The organism is Acinetobacter sp. COS3 (assembly GCF_000475335.1).
Classification (GTDB): domain Bacteria; phylum Pseudomonadota; class Gammaproteobacteria; order Pseudomonadales; family Moraxellaceae; genus Acinetobacter; species Acinetobacter venetianus.
The window spans coordinates 1-21345 of record NZ_AXCD01000010.1 but is presented as its reverse complement, the minus strand read 5'-3'; the positions used below and the strand labels follow the sequence as shown (position 1 = coordinate 21345).

Here is a 21345-nt window from a genome sequence, read left to right as displayed (position 1 = left end):
GTATTTTAACAACAGATAATGCCTGTCATGACTGATTTATTTTCAACTTAGTCTAAAATCCAAACAAAAAAAGAGCGACCGAAGCCGCTCTTTTTATTACAACGAATATTAGCCCATTGCTGGCAATGGTGGTGGTGTAGATGGACCATCTTTAGGCGGTTCAAATTCAGCCACAGGGTTCTCAGCAACATACACTTTCGGTGGTTGTGGTTCACGACCTTCCATGATGTCTCGGATTTGGTCACGATCAATCGTTTCCCATTCCATCAAGGCTTTTACCATTGCATGTGCGATATCTTTATTATTTTCCAAGATATCACGCGCAACCTTATATTGTTCATCTAATATACGACGAACTTCTTCATCAACTTTTTGTTGCGTTGCTTCCGAAATCGTACGGCTACCAACATTACCGAAGAAACCATTTTGGTTTTCATCTTCATAGACCATTACGCCAAGTTTATCTGACATACCGTATTTCGTAACCATTGCACGCGCCATTTTCGTTGCACGTTCAAAGTCATTCGATGCGCCAGTCGACATTTGATTAATGAAAACTTCTTCAGCAATACGACCACCAAACAAGATTGAAAGTTCATTCAACATCTTATCTTTATAGTGGCTCGTTTGATCTTGTTCTGGAAGCTGCCATGTCACACCAAGCGCCCAACCACGTGGCATAATAGTAACTTTATGCACAGGGTCTGTACCCGGTAAAATTTCAGCAACAATCGCATGTCCCGCTTCATGGTAAGCCGTCGCACGACGTTCTTCTTCACGGATGACCATCGACTTACGTTCTGGACCCATGTAGATTTTGTCTTTAGCATCTTCAAAGTCATGCATATCAACCGTGTTTTTATTACGGCGAGCAGCAAACAATGCAGCTTCGTTCACCAAGTTTGCTAGTTGTGCACCAGAAAAACCAGGTGTACCACGGGCAAGGACTTTAACATCAACACCAGTTACAGACGGAAGCTTCTTCAGGTGAACATTTAAAATCTGCTCACGACCACGAATATCAGGTAAACCAACCATCACTTGACGGTCAAAACGACCTGGACGAAGTAATGCTTTATCAAGAACATCTACGCGGTTCGTCGCAGCAATCACGATAACGCCTTCATTGCCTTCAAAACCATCCATCTCAACAAGCATTTGGTTTAAGGTTTGCTCACGCTCATCATGACCACCACCTGTACCTGAACCACGATGACGACCAACAGCATCGATCTCATCAATAAAGATGATACAAGGCGCGTGGCGTTTCGCTTGTTCAAACATATCACGAACACGCGATGCACCCACACCAACGAACATTTCGACAAAGTCAGAACCAGAGATACTAAAGAAAGGTACTTTAGCTTCACCAGCAATTGCTTTTGCTAATAATGTTTTACCTGTACCTGGAGGACCAACCATCAATACACCACGGGGAATGGTCGCACCAAGACGTTTAAATTTGGCAGGGTCTTTTAAGAAATCAACGATTTCAACCACTTCTTGTTTTGCTTCATCACAACCAGCAACATCACTAAACGTTAACTTAATTTGATCTTCAGATAACATTTTTGCTTTTGATTTACCAAAACTCATAGGGCCATTTTTGCCGCCAGCACCACCACCCATATTACGCATGAAGAACATGAATAATAGGATAATAAGTAAGACTGGGAAGCTCGCAATGAGAAGTTGCATCAAAATGCCTTGACGTTGCGGCGCTGTACCCTCAACCACTACATTTTGTTTATTCAAGCTTGGTAGCAATTCAGTGTCTTCTACTTGTGGACGAACCGTTTCGAAAGAAGAACCATTGGATTTTTCACCACTAATATTTAAACCGTCGATTGTGACTTGTTTAATCTGCCCAGCATTCACCGCTGCCACGAAATCTGAGTATTTCATCGCTGCAGGTTTATTGCGGTCACTGACGTTGCTAAAAATCAAAATCAGAACACCGAGTATGATGAGCCACAATACGGCATTCTTGAAGTAATCGCTCAAGGCTTTATTCCCATATCAATCTAATTTGATCATACCTAATCTTGGCTGACCTTCACAAAAACAGCAATGAATTTGCGTTGCAAAAAACTTAAAAGGTACAAAATGCACAATTTTTAACAACTTGGCAAGTACACTTTTTATTGCAATGCCTTTTTACGACCTTGCCCAATCAAAAAAACCTCTTTTGATCGCGCACGTGAAGCCGCAGGTTTGGCTGTTTTTAATACATCAAAACTATCGACCACTTGTTTTCTGAACTCATCAAAACCAGAACCTTGGAACACTTTAACCACAAACTGTCCGTTTGGTCCTAATACTTTCTGAGCAAAATCCAAAGCCAATTCACATAAGTAAATTTGACGAGGTTGATCAACAGCCCTATTACCTGATGTATTGGGGGCCATATCAGAAATTACAATGTCTACTTGGCGCCCATTTAAAATATTTAACAATTTTTCAAAAACTTCTTCTTCTCGGAAGTCACCTTGTAAAAAGGTCACATCTGGAAGTGCATCCATTGCTAAAATATCAGAGGCAATGACTAAGCCATTTGCACCGACTAATTTACCAGCGATTTGAGACCAACTTCCTGGTGCTGCACCTAAGTCAACCACCGTCATACCAGGTTTGATCATTCTATATTTTTCTTGGATTTCGAGTAGCTTATACGCTGCCCGAGCACGATAGCCCTCCTTTTGTGCCTTTTTCACAAACGGGTCATCTAAGTGCTCTCTCATCCATGCACGACTGCTTTTAGACAATTTTTGATTGGTAATGCGTGTCGCCATAACTCACTAAATTAAAAAAACTTCTGATAAGTCATTGTACGTGAAAATTACTCTCATTACAGTACGGATGTACTTCATTCACACGAAGTTTTACAGATTTTTTCCGATAAGTATAATTGATGATTCCAAGTGTGTTTTCACACAATTTATTCTACATGCTGGCATGCTAAATCTATCTAAGATTCGGGATGCAAGTTATACTAAGTCGTTTTTCCAATCAGGTATTTTTAATGGCGGCTTTATCTATCCATGAACGTAAACGTTTACGTCAAATTGGTCATGCACTTAACCCAGTTGTAATGATTGGCAGCCAAGGTCTTACAGAAAGCGTCATTGAAGAGACAAATCGTGCACTTAATGATCACGAATTAATCAAGGTGAAAATTGCTGGTGAAGATCGTGATGCTCGCGCCGCTGTCATTGATGCGATTGTTGAAGCAACTGGCGCAGAATCTGTACAGAAAATCGGTAAAATTGTTTTGCTTTATAAAAAAGCTGCAAAACAAAACCAACATCTTTCTAACTTAGTTCGCTTTGCTCATTTAAGCAATAAGTAAGATCAATGGCAAGTTATGAACTTTCCGCTTTCGATCGCTTCAGTGCCATTACTGTCGTTGGAGCAATTGAGCAAGAGACCCCAGCCACGTTAAATATTGGCTTTTGGGTACGAGATCCCAATCAGTTTTTAATTTACCCAGAACAAGTTGCAGCACATCCACGCCAAGACTATTTATGGGAACAAACTTGCTTTGAAATTTTTATTGGTGTGAAAGATCAAGATTTTTATCGTGAAATTAATCTTTCCCCATCTCAAGCTTGGCAAGTTTATCAATTTGAAGAATATCGTTTTCCAGAAGAGATGCCGCCCCTCGCAGCATATGACATTGAATTAAATCATTTACAACGTACCCATTATGGGTTGAATGTAAGTTTAGATTTATCTCAATTTATGCGACTGCACCAATTAAAGTGGGCTGATCTCTATCTTGGTTTAATTGCTGTATTGAATACCACACAAGGTATGCATTATTTTGCAATGCAACATAGCAGTCCTCAAGCTGATTTTCATAATAAGCGCGATTGGCTACACCAATTCTAAAAATGAAAAAAGCGAGAAAAGAATTTCTCGCTTTTTTTAACTGACTACTAAAGTGTGAATTAGCTCGCGCGAACTTTATTCCAAGCTTCAACCGCTTGCTCTTTAGTACGTTTAAAGCTGCCAACCAAAGTATCTTTATGTTTCACAGAGATTTGGCTGATGTCATCTTTTAGTTCTTTACTTACTTTAGTTAAATCTTCGATTAAAGCATTTAACTCAGTCTTTAATGCATTGGTTAATTCAACCAAGTTACCTTGTGAAGAATTAAGTTGAGTTTTAATCACTTCAATACGCTCTAACAGGTCTTGCTTGATTTGAGTAAGTTGACCTTGAATATTTTGATTTAACTCTTTAGCTTCCGCCTCAATTTTCTCTTGAGTTTCAGCAAGTGCTTCTTTTACCTGCTCTTGAGTTTCTGTGATCACTTCCTTTGCTTGTTCTTGAGTTTCAGCAATCACTTCTTTTGCCTTAGCAGTTTTCTCAGCAACAGCTTCTTTTGCTTTTGCTGTCTTTTCTGCAACCGCTTCTTTCACCTCAGCAGTCTTTTCAGCGACAACTTCTTTCACTTCAGCTGTTTTCGCAGCAACAGTTTCTTTAGCCTTTGTTGTTTTTTCAACAACAGCTTCTTTCACTTCTTCAGTTGCAGCTACAGCGTTTTGATTCTCAGCCATGTTGGTTCCCCTCATTATTGATTGTTGATTTTTTGGCTTAATATAAGATAAAGCTCTTTCTAGCTGGACCAATAAAAAATTGTTAGACAATTTGCATAATATCTCACGATACCGATAAAAGAATGAGTTATTTGGCAATAGACAGATTTGTACTTAAGCTTTTAAGAGAATTCGACCAATTCCTGATTTTATAAATAAAACACATAGACTTTTCACGTTCTCATGCGTATAATGCGCTGTTAAGTTACAAGCGAGCAGACTGGAAGGAGGGGCATGTTTTTTATAGACAGCCTGCCTTTTTTTATGTCTTCTCGCTTTTTTACAGCCTTATTTTTGTGGTTTTAGTTCAGGAGCTTTGGTTTGAGCACCCCCGCCATTTTAGCCCTCGCAGATGGAACGGTCTTTAAAGGAACGTCTATCGGTGCATCGGGATGTACGACTGGTGAAGTCGTTTTTAATACTGCAATGACTGGTTATCAAGAAATCTTGACTGACCCTAGTTATGCGCAACAAATTGTGACGTTGACTTATCCTCATATTGGAAATACAGGCTGTAATAGCGAAGACGTTGAATCAGGTCGCATCCATAAAGTATGGGCGAATGGTTTGATTATTCGTGATCTTCCTTTATTACATAGCAACTTCCGTTCTGAACAATCATTAAGCGAATATTTAGAGCAACACAATGTTGTTGCTATCGCTGACATCGACACACGTAAGTTGACTCGTATTTTACGCGACAAAGGTGCACAAAATGGTTGCATCCTTGCTGGTGAAAATATCACAGAAGAAGAAGCAATTGCGAAAGCACGTGAATTCGGTGGTTTAACTGGTTTAGATCTTGCGAAAGAATGTTGTGATCCTGAAGGCTTTGAATGGACTGAAGGTTCATGGACTTTAGGGAATGGCTTCACTCAACCAGAATTAAAATATCATGTGGTTGCATACGATTATGGTGTCAAAACCAACATCTTACGTATGCTTGCAGACCGCGGTTGTAAATTAACAGTTGTTCCTGCACAAACACCAATTGAAAAAGTTTTAGCTTTAAATCCAGACGGCGTGTTCTTGTCAAATGGCCCTGGTGATCCAGCAGCATGTGACTATGCAATTGAAGCAGTTAAAACACTGGTTGATACAACAAACTTACCTGTATTCGGTATTTGTTTAGGTCATCAAATCCTAGCACTTGCTTCTGGTGCGAAGACGATGAAAATGAATCATGGTCACCACGGCGCTAACCATCCTGTACAAAACCTTGAGAATGGTACAGTGATGATTACTTCTCAAAACCATGGCTTTGCTGTCGATGAGAGTACTTTACCTGCAAACTTAAAAGTGACACATCGCTCACTGTTTGATGGTACAAACCAAGGTATTCATCGCACTGACAAACCAGCATTCAGCTTCCAAGGTCACCCTGAAGCAAGCCCTGGTCCACATGACTGTGCCCCACTGTTCGATCATTTCATCGAACTTATCGAAGCAGCTAAGAAGTAATTAAGGAGCGAATAATGCCTAAACGTACGGATATTAAAAGCATCTTAATTATTGGTGCTGGTCCGATTGTCATTGGTCAGGCGTGTGAGTTTGACTATTCAGGTGCGCAAGCATGTAAAGCGCTTCGTGAAGAGGGTTACCGCGTTATTTTGGTAAACTCTAACCCAGCGACCATCATGACTGACCCTTCAATGGCGGATGCAACTTATATCGAGCCAATCACTTGGCAGACTGTTGCTCAAATCATCGAAAAAGAGCGTCCAGATGCAGTCCTTCCTACTATGGGTGGTCAAACTGCATTGAACTGTGCGCTTGCATTAGATGAGCACGGTATTTTAGAAAAATACAATGTTGAATTGATCGGCGCGAGTAAAGATGCAATCGAAAAAGCGGAAGACCGTAAACTTTTCGATATCGCAATGCGCAAAATCGGTTTGGAATGTCCAAAAGCTGCTATCGCTGAAACAATGGAAGAAGCTTTAGCTATCCAAGCTGGTTTCGGTTTCCCTGTCATCATTCGTCCATCATTTACAATGGGTGGTTCTGGTGGTGGTATTGCTTATAACCGCGAAGAATTCCTTGAAATCTGTGAACGTGGTTTTGACCTCTCTCCTACTCACCAATTATTGATCGATGAATCATTGATTGGTTGGAAAGAATACGAAATGGAAGTTGTTCGTGATAAAAACGACAACTGTATCATCGTATGTGCGATCGAAAACTTTGACCCAATGGGCGTTCACACAGGTGACTCAATCACTGTAGCTCCTGCGCAAACATTGACAGACAAAGAATATCAATTGATGCGTAATGCATCTGTTGCTGTTCTTCGTGAAATCGGTGTTGAAACAGGTGGTTCAAACGTTCAGTTCGGCATTAACCCGAAAGACGGTCGCATGGTCGTGATTGAGATGAACCCACGTGTATCACGTTCATCTGCGCTTGCATCTAAAGCAACAGGTTTCCCAATCGCAAAAATCGCGGCGAAACTTGCAGTCGGTTACACCCTTGATGAATTGAAAAATGACATCACTGGCGGCGTAACACCAGCATCTTTCGAACCATCGATTGACTATGTTGTAACGAAGATTCCACGTTTCAACTTCGAAAAGTTCCCACAAGCTGAGCCAGTATTAACCACTCAGATGAAATCTGTGGGTGAAGTAATGGCGATTGGTCGTAACTTCCAAGAATCTGTACAAAAAGCACTTCGTGGTCTTGAAGTTGGTGTATGTGGCTTTGATGAAAAAGTTGAAGCAGGTACAGCCAATGCCAAAGACATCATCTTAAAAGAACTTAAAGTGCCTGGCCCAGAGCGTATTTGGTACGTTGCTGATGCATTCCGCCACGGTTTCTCTTTAGATGACGTATTTGAAGCAACAAAAATTGACCGTTGGTTCTTAATTCAAATCGAAGACATCATTAAAACTGAAGCTCAAGTAAAAGCTTTAGGTTTTGGTGACTTGAATGCTGACAATATCCGTTCATTCAAACGTAAAGGTTTATCGGACCTTCGCATTGCGAACTTAATGGGTATTTCACAAAAGCAATTCCGTAAACAACGTTGGAACTTGGGTGTATATCCTGTTTACAAACGTGTTGATACATGTGCTGCTGAATTTGAATCAGGTACAGCATATATGTATTCAACTTACGATGAAGAATGTGAAGCAAATCCATCTAATCGTGACAAGATCATGGTGATTGGTGGTGGTCCTAACCGTATTGGTCAAGGTATTGAGTTTGATTACTGCTGTGTACACGCTGCGCTTGCAATGCGTGATGACGGTTACGAAACTATTATGGTGAACTGTAACCCTGAAACAGTTTCTACCGATTATGACACATCTGATCGCTTATACTTCGAACCTGTAACTCTGGAAGATGTACTGGAAATCGTACGTACTGAGAAGCCTAAGGGCGTAATCGTACAGTATGGTGGTCAGACTCCATTGAAATTGGCACGTGCTTTAGAAGAAGCTGGTACGCCAATCATTGGTACATCACCAGATGCGATTGACCGTGCTGAAGACCGTGAACGTTTCCAACAGATGATTCAACGTTTACAGCTTCGTCAACCAAACAACAGCATCGTAAAATCTGCTGAAGAAGGTATTTCAGAAGCAGCGAAAGTGGGCTATCCACTGGTTGTTCGTCCATCTTATGTATTAGGTGGCCGTGCAATGGAAATCGTGTATAACGAAGAAGAGCTTAAACGCTACCTTCGTGAAGCAGTACAAGCATCTAATGAGGCACCTGTCCTACTTGACCGTTTCCTAGATGATGCGACTGAAGTTGACGTAGACTGCGTATCTGACGGTAAAGACGTTGTGATCGGCGGTATCATGCAACACATTGAACAAGCAGGTATTCACTCTGGTGACTCGGCATGTTCGATTCCTCCTTACTCTCTTTCACAAGAAGTTCAGGATGAAATGCGTCGTCAAACGGTAGCAATGGCTAAAGAACTTGGCGTTGTTGGTTTAATGAACGTTCAGTTTGCTGTAAAAGGTAACGACATTTACGTACTCGAAGTAAACCCACGTGCATCACGTACGGTTCCATTCGTGTCTAAATGTATTGGTGAATCTTTAGCAAAAGTTGCAGCTCGTTGTATGGCGGGTCAATCACTTGAATCTCAAGGTTTCACTAAAGAAATTATCCCAACACGTTTTGCAGTGAAAGAAGCGGTGTTCCCATTCGCTAAATTCCCTGGTGTTGACCCAATGCTTGGCCCTGAGATGAAATCGACAGGTGAAGTAATGGGTGTTGGTCATACATTTGGTGAAGCATTCTATAAAGCAGTGTTGGGGTCAAATGAACGTTTGCCTGGCTTACCAACTGAAGGCGAAGTTAAACATGCATTCTTGTCTGTTCGTGAATCAGATAAGAAATACATTACTGACATTGCTCAAAAGTTAATTGCTTATGGCTTCAAACTTGTTGCAACTAATGGTACTTACCAAGTACTTCAAGCAGCTGGTTTAGAGTGCGAAGCAGTGAATAAAGTCACTGAAGGTCGCCCTCATATTGTAGACCGCTTGAAAAATGGTGAAATTCATCTTATTGTCAACACAACTGAAGGCAAACAAGCTCAGTATGATTCAGCGATGATTCGTCGTGCTGCCCTCCAAGGTAAAGTGTATTACACAACGACAATCAACGGTGCTGAAGCAGTTTGCCAAGCATTTGCTGTGAAATTGCCAATGGATGTATACCGCTTGCAAGATTTACAAACTGTAGGTTAATTCTCTACCGATAAGTCCCGTCACCTTATCGGTGGCGGGCTTTTTCTTTTTTTTAATCCTGTATTTTCCCAACCAATTTAGAGGGGACTAAAATGCAACGTTATCCTATGACTCCCGAAGGCAAGGTTGCCTTAGAGAAAGAATTACAACAGCTAAAAACAGTGGATCGCCCTCGTATCACGCAGGCAATTGCTGAGGCACGTGAACACGGTGACCTCAAAGAAAATGCTGAATATCATGCTGCTCGTGAGCAACAAGGTTTCTGTGAAGGCCGCATCCAAGATATCGAAGGTAAGCTCGGCGCATGCCAAGTGATCGATGTAAAAGACCTTGAGCAAAATGGTCGTGTTGTGTTCGGGGTAACAGTTACTATTGAAAACCTTGATACTGAAGAACGCAAAACTTACAAAATCGTAGGTGATGACGAAGCAGATTTTAAAATCAATAAAATCTCAGTGAACTCTCCAATTGCACGTGGTCTTTTAGGTAAGAGTGAAGGCGACGAAGCGAAAATTCAAACACCACAAGGTGAAGTTGAATACGAAATCGTAAGTGTGGAATATCTCTAATTCCAAATCATCAACCCCTCTTCTGAGGGGTTTTTCTTCTCAAGATACACTGTGGAAATTCAATGGACTCATCTTTGATCAACTCTCCTGTTAAACATTGGTGTGAGTTCGAATTTATTTCCAAAACAGTGAAAAATCCGAATATCCATATTAAAGGTAATTATTCTTATTACTCAGCCTATTGGGATCAGGGTTTTGAACGTTGTGTTGTCCGTTATTTACATGACAAACCATCTTTGCCTGAGAAGCCAATCGATCAACTCCATATCGGTAACTTTGTTTGTTTTGGTGCTGAATGCGTGATTATGATGGGTGGCAATCAACTCCATCGCCCAGATTGGATTTCGACCTTCCCTTTTGATACACGCAGCTTTCTACCCGCTGGTGATACTGTGATTGCTGATGGTTGTTGGATTGGCAGTCGAGCAATGATCATGCAAGGGGTTAAATTAGGTGAAGGCGCTGTGGTCGCCACAGGTGCTGTGGTCACTCAAGATGTGCCGCCTTATGCTGTTGTCGGCGGAGTTCCTGCCAAAATTATCAAATACCGTTTCTCCGAATCTGATATTGAAAAATTGCTCTCGATCAAACTCTATGACTTTGATGAAAAGCAGATTTTAAAAATGCGTGAACAGTTGCAGGCTGATGATATTAATCAACTTTTTCAGTTTATAAAAATTGATAAAAAATAGCTACTTAGTATAATTCTAATACAGCAGATTCTGAAATAAAGTTAACCATATCCTGAATTTCACAATACTGCCCTACAAAATTATGTTTTGAATATTCAAAATTTTTCCATACAATTTTTAAAGGAGGCTGAACAGGTCTACTTGTACTTCCATCTAAACAATCTCTTAATGCAGAAAAGTTAGCTCCCATATAACCTAGCACACCACACACTTCTTCACCAATATAGCAATACAAATCCAATTCAGAGGTTATATAGGAGCCATCCAAAGTAATTTCTTTGACTTTTTCAGACGCATCATTTTCTAACCTAGCAAGAAAGAGAGCAATATGTAGCCAACATGTTTTCTCAAATGAATTCAAACTGAACCAATATTTTTCACCACATTCATGATTTAAATATTTATAAATCAACTCTTGTCTTTTAAAAAAACAATCAAAATCAGAATATTCTTGATCGCTATAAGCTTGTTCTAATTCTTCTTTATTATTATAAATTATAAGATCATTTTCTTTATAAAAAAAATCAAAAGGTAAATATAGGTAATCCCCAATACTCTGATCTTTTCCTTCTTGATTACAAGTTATTAAAATCCCCAAGTAATCCAATTTTTTATTGTGAATTAAGAGTTTTAAATCCTTCATTTCTTGTAGAATATTTTTTGATAAACTATTTCTAAAACATATTTTCTCACTATCATAATAATAATCATTAACAATTAAGGTATAAATTACGTTATCTATTTCATTTTCAAAATCATGTTCTAGGAAAACTACGTTCAACATCTTCTTGATCATTTAGCACTCCCAAATTTTATAAATATCAATCTAACTTATACATGCATCATAATATATCAAATGAACTAATAATATCATTCTAAGCTTACTATGTAACATCCAATTTAAAAGAGTATCCCTATAAATTTACTAGGTTTTATTCATCTCATAATCAGTTTAATATAAAACAATAGACAGTATTTTAAACAAAAAACTCACAAGCAATTAGACAGCAATAATAAGGAGCAATCACCATGACTTATCAAAAAATCCTCGTTGCCATAGATGATTCAGAAATTGCAGTAAACGTGATTCAAGAAGCTGCACAACTCGCAAAAGCACTGAATAGTGAAATCACAGTCGTTGAAGTGATGACCTTAGACCCTTACCTAGCTGATGCCTATCTTAAGCTTGGTCAAAGTAATGAACTGATCGAACGCGTACGCAGTTATGTACAAGAAAACTTAGATAAAGCAGAGAAAAAGTTTGAAGAGCTTGGCTTAACCGTTGGAACACAAATACTTGAAGGCTTTTCAATACACGAAGAAATTATCGGTGCAGCACAGAACTTAGGCTCTGATCTTATTATTATGGGATCACATGGTCGTACAGGAATTAAAAAATTTATATTAGGTAGCGTTGCCCAAAAAGTATTAGGAGAAAGTCATATTCCTGTTTTAATCGTGCGTTAATTATATTTATGAAGATTTAACCATCGAATCTTATTAATTTAAAATCAAAGCCAGTATAAGAGTAATCTTGATACTGGCTTTTTATATTTATTCAGATGCTAATTGAATTGGTTTTGCCTTTTCTAATACATCTTGTGGTAATTCAGTCGTAGAAACGATAGTTAATGACTGCGTATTTGCTTGAAGGTTTTCTTTCTTAAGATCATTTAATACGACATTCGTATCTTTTGTACTCAAGCTATACATTGCACCTGTTGCAGGGTCAATAATCAAAAGACCAAGTAAGCCACCAAAAACAATATTTCCAACATACCAACCATTTACGTGTGCTGAAACATTCACAGTTTTAGTTTCGTAGCCTTCTTTTTCAAAGATTACAGTATATTTTTCAGGTACAAAGAAACCTGAGCTTCTTTTCAAACTTACAGTCACAGGTGCTTGTCCTACATGAACTTTTTTACCTGCTTTATTTAAAATCGTAATATTACTGAGTTCTGGCGTACTCTCAAATGTCATTGTCTGAGTTCTACCAGACATAATGCTCGCACATCCAGATAAACTAAGCGCAGCGATCCCACAAATAACAGCTAATTTTTTCATTTAATTACCAAATATACATATGTATTCTTTATGTATAATTATTGTAATTAAAAAATAAAATAACGGCAATATCCTTTTATACAAATCAGTCTATTTATTTTTAGCTTTATGGAATCCAACTAAAAACCTTTAAATTAATTTTATTATTTAAAAGATAAATCCCCTCATCGGCCAATAATTGTTGTTGAATATTCCCTCCTTTTTCATTTATACGCATCACACTTATTTTTCCTTGTGAATTAATAACACGATGCCAAGGAATACTACTCTCTTTATCCAAATGCTTGAGAACATAGCCAACCAATCGCGCATGCTTAGGAATACCCGCTAACTTTGCAATCTGTCCATAAGTTGCTACTTTCCCATAGGGAATTAAAGCAATAACTTCTAAAATCTGTCGATGCAACTCATTACTATCTTTCACAATTTCCTCTCAAAAAATCTGTTAGCATATTGAAAATCAGAACGAATTTCCTAAAGAACAATTAAAAATTGATGGACAGAGGAACATAAAAATGCGATCAAAACTGATATTGCTTACAGCCTTATGTCTGACCTTTACAGCTTCATGTACCACCAGAAAACCACCGGTGAAAATTACACCATATAAATACAAAATTGACGCAGCAAGCCATCTTCCCGTCGTCTATGTAAGCTTTGTCTACACGACCAATCGTCCTGAAGCAAAAGTATTTGATACACGTTTGCAAATGTACAAAGAGTTAGAGATTTTAAACCGCTACTTCCTTGATGAAGATAATCAAAAAATCTTTAAGTTTAGAATCAATCATTACTACTCTTATCAAGACTTCAGCAAACGAAAATGTGAATTGGCAAATCGTTTGAATCAACCCACTGCCCTCATTCCCGACAACATTCCTGGCGCTGTTAAAAGCTGTTTCCCAAGACGTAAAAGCAAAGAAGTGTTTTTTATTATTTATGACGCATACAATCAAAAACTCAAGTACAACGATATTACCAGTTGGGGGTTTAGAAATCAGGGACAACCTTTTATCTTGATCGATTGGGAACGACTCAACTATCAAACACAAGCCGCAAGTATCCATGAAATGGGACATGCTTTTGGCTTAGGACATGTTTGCGCACCGAGAGCAAAGAAAAGCACACCAACCAATATTATGACAAGCTACGACTGTAAATTAGGTAGCGGAGGTCTACGTAACTTAGGTTTTACCTCAGAACAATTAAATACTATTTTGCAAAATTATGCCAAATACCCTTAGATTTTCAATTCAACAAATGAACCTAATGCATTCTTTTTAAATTGATAATGACTTTGATCCAAATGTTGCGTTAGATAGTCACTTGCCTGCTTAAATTGTTTTTCATTCACAGGATATGGCTGCCAAAAAGTTTCTAAATTGTCTGTAAAAATTGGATACAGTTGCACAGTTTCTTCATCAAGATTAATCCGAGCAATCATGCCATAAGGTAAAGCCTGATGCTTTTTATATTCACCATTGCTATTAAACACCCCATTTCCTATCCCAAAAACTACTGGTTTATCATAAATATATTGAATCGGCTGAATCGTATGCGCGCCATGTCCAATGATCAGATCAACACCGATTTGTGTAAATAATTTAGCAAGACTTTCTTGCTCTGGATGAGTTGTTTTGAAATCAACCCCCCAATGACAAATTAAGATGACCTTATGGGTAGGATGACGTGTTTTATAATGGATAATCTGTTCAAATAAAATCGTATTTAGACAAGCGACTCCAGCACTCTCCCCTAATGCATAAAAATCATAATCTTGATATGCAATGTCCCGATGCCAATAACCATTAAAAATCGCAAAGGTTTTTTGTGCGTTTCGAATCTCAAAAAACTGATGTGCTTCTTGTTGATCTAATCCAGCACCAATGTAATGGATATTCGCCTCATCATACTGCTGTAAGGTGTATCGTAAACTAGCAGCGCCATAATCCTTTAAATGATTATTTCCGAGGCAAACTGTATTGATATGCACTCTTTTAAATTCTTGGATCGTTTCTTTCGCTTCGGCACCCAATATGAATGCTTTCTTGTCTTGCAGAGGAGAATCTTTTTCAGAGTTAAATACCGCCTCAAAATTCGCAATATTCAGATCATTTTCATTAAAAAAGGCTTTTATCTTTTCAAATGAATGTTGATAACCATAGCGTTGTAATGCGTCATCATTTCCTTTGCATTTTCGAATCTCAGTGTAAAACTCACCAAAGTAAGTATCACCGATGATATTGATCCATTCACTTTTTGCTTGGATCGACTTTAATGGAATCAATCCCTCTGTAAAATAATGATAATAAGGAATAATGTGATCAATGCGTTGAATTGAATCAAATAAACAAAAGATACCAATGGTTTGATTTTCTGCTCGATAGGAAAAATAAATCTGTTTATTCGCATATTCCAAATACAACACGGCATCTAGTTGAGAGCACGTTAATATCGAGCTGATCGGTGTCAGCGTATTGCCTTTGAAGCTTAGCTGCTTCTGAAAGACTTGTTGAATGATCTCAATTGGCATTAAAAAAATTGCTTCTGCCAGTTGATAAAGTTCTCTAATGGTTTGAACTTGAGTATCAAGTTTAAATTTTTTTAATTCATGCTGTAATGCGATCTGTGTCTGCTCACGACCACCTAATAACTGACTCAATAATTGCAAAGCTAGTTCTGGTGGTTGGGCAAATGCGATGTACTGTAATAGCTCCAAAACAGTATAAGCTTGTTTTTTTGAACTTCCAAAAAGGTTGTTTTGGCGACTTCCCTCTAGCTCAATCCTTTGATCCAATTTTAATTTTTCAGCTTGAATCATTTGCATCGCAAGGTACAAAACGATCCAGTTATTACAATCCACCGAAAGCGATGTTTGCCAAATCGAATGCTGAAAGTCTTCAGATTTAATCTGCGTTATTATTTTAATTTCTTGAGATAAATCCATTTATTTAAACCTCAATTTATTCATTTTCAAAATGCTGAACATAAGCAATATATCCAGACAAATTATGTTCCTGATCATCTATTCGAACGCGAAAACGATCATGTCTCACATAGAATGCATGTAAAATTTTATCTGGCCGCGCCATATACATTGCAACTTCAGGGTAAAAGAAACCTGTCCGTTGGAACTCAGTCCGAAACTCGATAAGCTTTTTCAAATCATCAAAATGTGATTGCTTAAATAGTTCTGCTAAACCAAGCTTCTTCATTCTTTCAATCATTTGATACGCAGCCATCATTAACTCTAATAAGGTGGCATAACTGGTCTTTCGATTGCGAATAAAAATCATATGTCTCAGGTAGTTTTTCATACCAAAGAGAAAATACTTTTCCTCTGGGCAAATTTTCGTTAGTTCATTGGTACAGTAACTAAGCCAATGATCATGATAGCGCTCATATCTTTCAGAAATAAAACGTTCAAACATGAGCTTTACTGTACTTAATAATTTTTCTTCTGGTTTTAGTTGATACAGCCGCAATAAGGCCAAAGCAGCTTCACCGTCATAATAAACAATGCGAAACTTTTGCTTTAATTCCATATTTGGATAATGCAGTACATGAGTCGTTTCACCTTCTGAATTTACCATTGATAAAATTCCATTGGCTAACTTTTTAGCATAATCCAGATATTGATTATCTCCTGTAAGCTCTTGATATTTAGTGAGCATTAAGATTGCAGCGGCATTTGCGCCTAACTTAATTTCATCTAATTTTTCTGGTTCACTTGCATCTAACATATAAGCAAGCTGAGGTTCTTGCTCGAAATAAAAATGAGCCAAGGCATAATCAATTGCTGACCTTATTTTCTTTAAATGCCCTTCATGATTATCGATCATTAAGGTTTCGATTAGAGCGTAGTTCGTGGTGCAATGCCGAATCGTATTGTAATTTCGAATACTTCGATCATAGGCAGGAAAACATCCATAAATAAATCTGCCATCTTCTTGAATCTGTGAAGTGATGAATGCTGCATTTTGCTTAATCATTTTTATAAAATGTTGCTTCTTCGATTCCAGCAAGTATCGAACACCATTTTCGGTGAACTGGCTTTGCAACTGAATCAATTGATTGTTTTCATAGAACATAGCATAGGTATCAAACGTCCATACCTGTTGCAATTCTTTAAGATTGATCTGCTTTTTTGAATCATCGTATTTTCGTAAAATACTGGTGTTGAGATTAGCTTCATCAAAAAAGTTAGGTTTGTCATAGCTTAACCCTCGAATGATTGCTCGGCCATAAAGTTCTTGCTCTAAGAAACAACATTCAAAATTTTCATCGAAACTAATGCCTTTTCTATAGTGATTATTGTGAAATTGGTTTCTCACTGTTTGCTTAACATCATCCCATTGCTCTTTTTGAACGTTGAAAACAAAGTCAAATTTTAAAAATTCAGGTAAAGACTGTTGTGCTTCATATTGCTGATCTAAAAAACTAAATAATTGTGCTTTGGCAGTAGAAAAACTCGAATACGCTGAATTCCAAACCTTGCAACGTTCCTCTCTTTCTCCATATGAAAAAAACAAGACTGTTTTCTCTACTTGCGTATAGAGTTGTACTTTTTCTAGGTAATCGAGTAATTGACTTTTTAACTGATCAATTCCTGAAATCAAAGTTGTTGTCATATTTTAAGTTTCTAGAATTTATAAATATTTTAGACAAGATAGCATAATTCTTTATCAATGAAATCCAACAAAAAAGAGAACCCGAAGGTTCTCTTTTTTTCATATCAATAATTAGAACAGATTAAGTTGGTTATTATTGATGAGATCATTTAATGTCGTATCAACATCAATGGTAAGTAATGTCACGCTGTCATGTGTTCCACCAGCACCATCACGATCAATACTGATTGTGGTTGATGTTCCATCAGAACTTACACTCACATATCCAGCTAATGATGCTGCGCTTCCATCTCCAGCATAACCCACTAAGAGATTAGAAATATCAATCACATCAGCATTTGGATCAGTTGCTGTATCACCCACATGGAAGTCATTCCATGTATCGTGACCATTACCTCCTGCATCATCAGCATTGTTTAAGACGTTGAAGATGAGAGTATCAGATCCTCCAGCAGCACTTTCAATGATGTCATTTCCAGCAGTACTGGTTACGATGTCATCAGCAGAACTCAAGTTGAAGTGCTGTCCTAAAGAGATCGTAAGCGTTGAGGTCACCTCAGTTCCATCAAACGATACTAATTTATAATCAATCACATCTGTTGCTGATGAAACCACCATGTCACGTTGATAGTAATAAGAACCATCGTTATATAGATACAACGTACCTTCTGCTGTGTCTATAGATTGACCAGCGGCTAACTCATACTGACCTGTTACAGGATTCATGACATAAAGCTGTGTTCCAGTTGTTGTATCTGCAACACCGCCTAATGTATCACCTTCCAAGATATTGCCATGGATCCAATCCGCTGTTGGACTAGTCGCGGTGTATTGATCTACATAAGTGATGTTCACATCAGCATTTGTACCAACGCTCATTACCACACCACCAATCAATGGTGTTTGAACAGTTGTGACGACACGATAAATACCTGCTGCAAGATCAAGTGTCGATAAATCAATTGATGCGATTTCACCTATTGCAAGAACAATGCCTGAATGTAAATCAGAAGCAACTGTTGTCCATGTTGTTGGGCCTGTTTGAATTTGCAGTGCTAAGGTCACGTTAGCGTTACCTAGACCTAATGCATTTGCTGTCAACGAACCAGACTGAGCCATACTATCGTTAATGCTAAATGTTCCGCTGGTATAAGTTTGGGTAGTACCTAAAATACCGAGTGTCGTTCCGTTAGCATTGAAATAATTATTATCCACTACATTTTGCACATCGACTAATGAATCTGCAGTATCTGCATTTGCAACAGGTGCTGGGATAACCGCATCTAATGATGGATCGGTAGTATTCCATGTGATTTCAACATCCGGTGAACCAATTTGAACATGTAACGTTGCAGTATCTGTTCGGCCAGTCACAGGATCAGTTACCGTATAAGTGAAGCTATCAACTTTACCAATATTTGTGGTATCAGCTGTTGCTTGATAACTATAACTACCATCCGAATTTAAAGTTAATGTGCCATAAGCCCCATTAATTACTGTTGGAGTACCTGCTGCAACTGTCGCTGTATTTCCATTCTCAGATTCAACAAAAGTGACAACAGATGTACTCGTGATGTAGTCAGGTGTGTAACCAGTACCATAAGCGGCTGAATCGTCATCAGTTAGAACATTACCATTGACTGTATCAGCAACTAATGTTGGTGCTTGAGTAATATCGCCGTGATTCAAGGTAATATCAGCAGTTACACTACCAAGTGCGGTAAGAAGTGTGTCACTTTCCATGAACAACTCATACGTTCCTGCACCAAGATTACTGACTTGGAATTCAACTGAAGAACCAAAGATTCCAAGTAAATCTATTACACCAGTGTCACTACTATCAGCAACTACAATACTTGTACCATCTGGATTTAGGCGAGTAAGAACTACATGTAAACCATCAATTACAGTTGCAAGTGAACCAAAATCTACGGAAATGATAGCGTCAGTCAAATTACCTGGATCAACAGTGAAAGTTGCTGTTCCTTCATTTGCACCAATTACCAAACCACCAACACCTAACAGCCAACTATAGCTAATCGCATTATCTAGTACTTCTTGAGTTACTGGATATACAAGATCAATAGAGGCCGAATCAACGTTATCCATTGCATCTACAGGAAGCGGACTTGTAATAATTGCTGGTTGTGATGGATCTGCATCATTCCAAGTCATATCCACACTTTCACTATCTAAGTGGACATACAGAATTGCATCTGAAGTGTCACCAGTTACAGGATCAAGCAATGTATAGGTAAATTGATCAACTTGACCAAGATTCAAACCATCGGCATTCGGTGTATATGTATAGTTACCATCCTGATCTATGACTAAAGTTCCGTATGTACCAACAATCGTAGTACCAGCTGGGTCAATAACGGAACCATTAACCATTGATATAATGGCATTACTGCTTGCAGCATCGATACCACCATTGATACCAGTATCATTGATAACGTTACCAGATATCGCCTGAACAGAATATCCGTCGATGATAAATGGATTATAAACATCCATTGTTCCAGTTAATGTTCCACCTAGACCAGCACCTAACAAACCTTCATAAGAAATAAAAGCACGGTAATTACCAGAATCTAATCCCTCAAGTACAGCTGTAGGAGTACCTCCTATGAGAGATAAACTAATCAATGAAGCATCAGGATTATCACCACCGACAGATACCCATTGACCAGTTGTTTCATCAAATTTCTGAACAACAATCGCATAATCACTTAGTACACTCGCTGTTAATAATGCATCAAATGTAAACGTTGCTGTACCTTCACGGTTTGGATCAACAGTAAACTGTATCGCATCTTCAGACAGTAATTGCAGATCTAAACCTGCTACAGAAACCGTAGCTAGGTAAGAAGCATCTCCAAGGGCTACATCATCGGCAACAAGTAACGGTTCTGGGTTAATCTCTGCAACGGCAAGGTTATCAATTGCTTTCACAGAGCTTAAATCAATTGTTAATGTTGCTTCAGCAGCATCCCCTGTAGCTGGATCATATAATGTATAAATAAATACATCTTCTTGACCTATACCTGCAGCATCTGCATTAGGTGTATATGTATAAGTACCATCTGGATCAATAGTCAATGTACCGTATGTACCAACTATAACTGTATCTACACCTGTTACAGCTTGTCCATTAACTGCAGAAACAACTGTCGTTCCAGTTACAATATCAGTCTCACCACTTGTGTTCATATCAAGAATGACATTACCATCTGCATTTTCTGTATAGAAACCGCCAATTTGGGTAGTGTCATATACATCCATGGTTCCGGTTAAAGTACCAAGTAAACCAATACCTGCTAATCCATTGTATGTCATGAACGCACGGTATGTGCCTTCTTCCAATCCGTCAATAACTACACTCGGAGTTCCACCTAGCAGTGTTAAATCTAGAATATCAGCTTCACCACCACCGTAAACAGAAGTCCACTGACCAGATATTGGATCTAGTTTTTGTAGTACCAATGAATAGTCAGATAAAACATCTGCACCGAGTAATGCACTATATGTAAATGTTGCTGTACCTTCTTGATCAGCAGCAACAGAGAAACCAATAGATTCTGAACCTAACTGTAGGTCAAGTCCAGCAAGTGAAACCAAAGCTAAATAAGTTTCACTACCTAATGGAGCATCATCAGCAATCAACAATGGTTCAGGCGCTAATATAGCAGTATCAGTATTATCAAATGCCGTTATAGTACTGGTATTCAATACGGTTAGAGTGACATCTGCATCAGCCATGTCCACATTGCCTTCGCTATCCACCGCTTCTGCATGGAGCACTATCTCACCTGTGATCGGGTCTGCCGTCGATGCATCAATCGTTGCTGTGATGAAACCATTTGCCAAGTCGGTTGTCGTGACGGTGTAATCCGTACCATTCACATTCACCACTGTGCCTGCAACGGCATCTACACCTAAACCAACTTGGGCTTCGAATACACCATCAACTCCAACCTCTAACAAGTTCAAAATTCCATCACCATTGAGGTCATCAGGTACTGTGATCGTGGTGATCAAGTCTTGCGGCACTATATCCACTGCATACACTTGGC

17 protein-coding genes are annotated in these 21345 nt (G+C 38.5%); 8 read left to right on the top strand and 9 right to left on the bottom strand.

What is annotated here, in order from left to right:
• Positions 1 to 108: 108 nt before the first annotated feature.
• Both ftsH and rlmE read right to left on the bottom strand, forming a co-directional pair.
• Positions 109 to 2004 carry an ATP-dependent zinc metalloprotease FtsH gene (gene ftsH / locus IO68_RS22200; protein ID WP_004878287.1) on the bottom strand — a complete coding sequence of 632 codons (1896 nt, stop codon included), beginning with the start codon at positions 2002 to 2004 and terminating at the stop codon, positions 109 to 111.
• Positions 2005 to 2141: 137 nt separating this feature from the next.
• Positions 2142 to 2792 (bottom strand): 23S rRNA (uridine(2552)-2'-O)-methyltransferase RlmE, encoded by a 651-nt coding sequence (gene rlmE, locus IO68_RS22195; RefSeq protein ID WP_004878286.1) that lies wholly within the window; start codon positions 2790 to 2792, stop codon positions 2142 to 2144.
• A gap of 230 nt (positions 2793 to 3022) precedes the next feature.
• Here rlmE and yhbY point away from each other — a divergent pair, with 230 nt between their 5' ends.
• Positions 3023 to 3349 carry a ribosome assembly RNA-binding protein YhbY gene (gene yhbY, locus IO68_RS22190; protein ID WP_004878285.1) on the top strand — a complete coding sequence of 109 codons (327 nt, stop codon included), beginning with the start codon at positions 3023 to 3025 and terminating at the stop codon, positions 3347 to 3349.
• Positions 3350 to 3354: 5 nt separating this feature from the next.
• Positions 3355 to 3891, top strand: a complete 537-nt coding sequence (locus IO68_RS22185) for a DOMON-like domain-containing protein (protein WP_023012975.1) — start codon at positions 3355 to 3357, stop codon at positions 3889 to 3891.
• A 59-nt stretch (positions 3892 to 3950) separates the two neighbouring features.
• Here the strand turns inward: IO68_RS22185 and IO68_RS22180 are convergent, their stop codons facing one another.
• A complete protein-coding gene (locus IO68_RS22180) occupies positions 3951 to 4562 on the bottom strand; it encodes a hypothetical protein (RefSeq protein WP_023012974.1) in 612 nt (203 codons plus the stop codon).
• Positions 4563 to 4922: 360 nt separating this feature from the next.
• Between IO68_RS22180 and carA the strand changes: the two genes are divergently transcribed.
• From carA to IO68_RS22160, 4 genes are all read left to right on the top strand, one after another.
• Positions 4923 to 6062, top strand: coding sequence for a glutamine-hydrolyzing carbamoyl-phosphate synthase small subunit (gene carA / locus IO68_RS22175; RefSeq protein WP_004878282.1), 1140 nt, complete (start codon positions 4923 to 4925; stop codon positions 6060 to 6062).
• Between the two features lie 14 nt (positions 6063 to 6076).
• Positions 6077 to 9310, top strand: coding sequence for a carbamoyl-phosphate synthase large subunit (gene carB / locus IO68_RS22170; protein ID WP_004878281.1), 3234 nt, complete (start codon positions 6077 to 6079; stop codon positions 9308 to 9310).
• A 92-nt stretch (positions 9311 to 9402) separates the two neighbouring features.
• Complete coding sequence (greA, locus tag IO68_RS22165; RefSeq protein ID WP_004878279.1) at positions 9403 to 9879, top strand: transcription elongation factor GreA; 477 nt, start codon at positions 9403 to 9405, stop codon at positions 9877 to 9879.
• A gap of 62 nt (positions 9880 to 9941) precedes the next feature.
• Positions 9942 to 10571, top strand: a complete 630-nt coding sequence (locus IO68_RS22160; RefSeq protein ID WP_023012973.1) for a CatB-related O-acetyltransferase — start codon at positions 9942 to 9944, stop codon at positions 10569 to 10571.
• Between the two features lie 4 nt (positions 10572 to 10575).
• On the opposite strand, the gene IO68_RS22155 is transcribed toward IO68_RS22160, so the two are convergent.
• Entirely contained in the window at positions 10576 to 11367 is a 792-nt protein-coding gene (locus IO68_RS22155; RefSeq protein WP_227502880.1) for a barstar family protein, read from the bottom strand.
• Between the two features lie 233 nt (positions 11368 to 11600).
• Here IO68_RS22155 and IO68_RS22150 point away from each other — a divergent pair, with 233 nt between their 5' ends.
• Positions 11601 to 12038, top strand: a complete 438-nt coding sequence (locus tag IO68_RS22150) for a universal stress protein (RefSeq protein ID WP_004878276.1) — start codon at positions 11601 to 11603, stop codon at positions 12036 to 12038.
• Positions 12039 to 12125: 87 nt separating this feature from the next.
• On the opposite strand, the gene IO68_RS22145 is transcribed toward IO68_RS22150, so the two are convergent.
• Both IO68_RS22145 and IO68_RS22140 read right to left on the bottom strand, forming a co-directional pair.
• Positions 12126 to 12638 (bottom strand): hypothetical protein, encoded by a 513-nt coding sequence (locus IO68_RS22145; RefSeq protein ID WP_023012971.1) that lies wholly within the window; start codon positions 12636 to 12638, stop codon positions 12126 to 12128.
• Positions 12639 to 12744: 106 nt separating this feature from the next.
• Positions 12745 to 13062 carry an MGMT family protein gene (locus IO68_RS22140; RefSeq protein ID WP_023012970.1) on the bottom strand — a complete coding sequence of 106 codons (318 nt, stop codon included), beginning with the start codon at positions 13060 to 13062 and terminating at the stop codon, positions 12745 to 12747.
• 91 nt (positions 13063 to 13153) lie between these two features.
• Here IO68_RS22140 and IO68_RS22135 point away from each other — a divergent pair, with 91 nt between their 5' ends.
• Complete coding sequence (locus tag IO68_RS22135; RefSeq protein WP_023012969.1) at positions 13154 to 13882, top strand: metalloprotease; 729 nt, start codon at positions 13154 to 13156, stop codon at positions 13880 to 13882.
• On the opposite strand, the gene IO68_RS22130 is transcribed toward IO68_RS22135, so the two are convergent.
• From IO68_RS22130 to IO68_RS22120, 3 genes are all read right to left on the bottom strand, one after another.
• Positions 13879 to 15585: a CapA family protein gene (locus tag IO68_RS22130; RefSeq protein ID WP_023012968.1), complete on the bottom strand. Its 1707-nt coding sequence runs from the start codon at positions 15583 to 15585 to the stop codon at positions 13879 to 13881. The genes IO68_RS22135 and IO68_RS22130 overlap by 4 nt on opposite strands.
• 16 nt (positions 15586 to 15601) lie before the next feature.
• Positions 15602 to 17269, bottom strand: a complete 1668-nt coding sequence (locus IO68_RS22125) for a poly alpha-glucosyltransferase (RefSeq protein WP_023012967.1) — start codon at positions 17267 to 17269, stop codon at positions 15602 to 15604.
• A 111-nt stretch (positions 17270 to 17380) separates the two neighbouring features.
• Positions 17381 to 21345: beta strand repeat-containing protein (locus IO68_RS22120; RefSeq protein WP_023012966.1), on the bottom strand; the 3965-nt coding region annotated here is incomplete at its 5' end.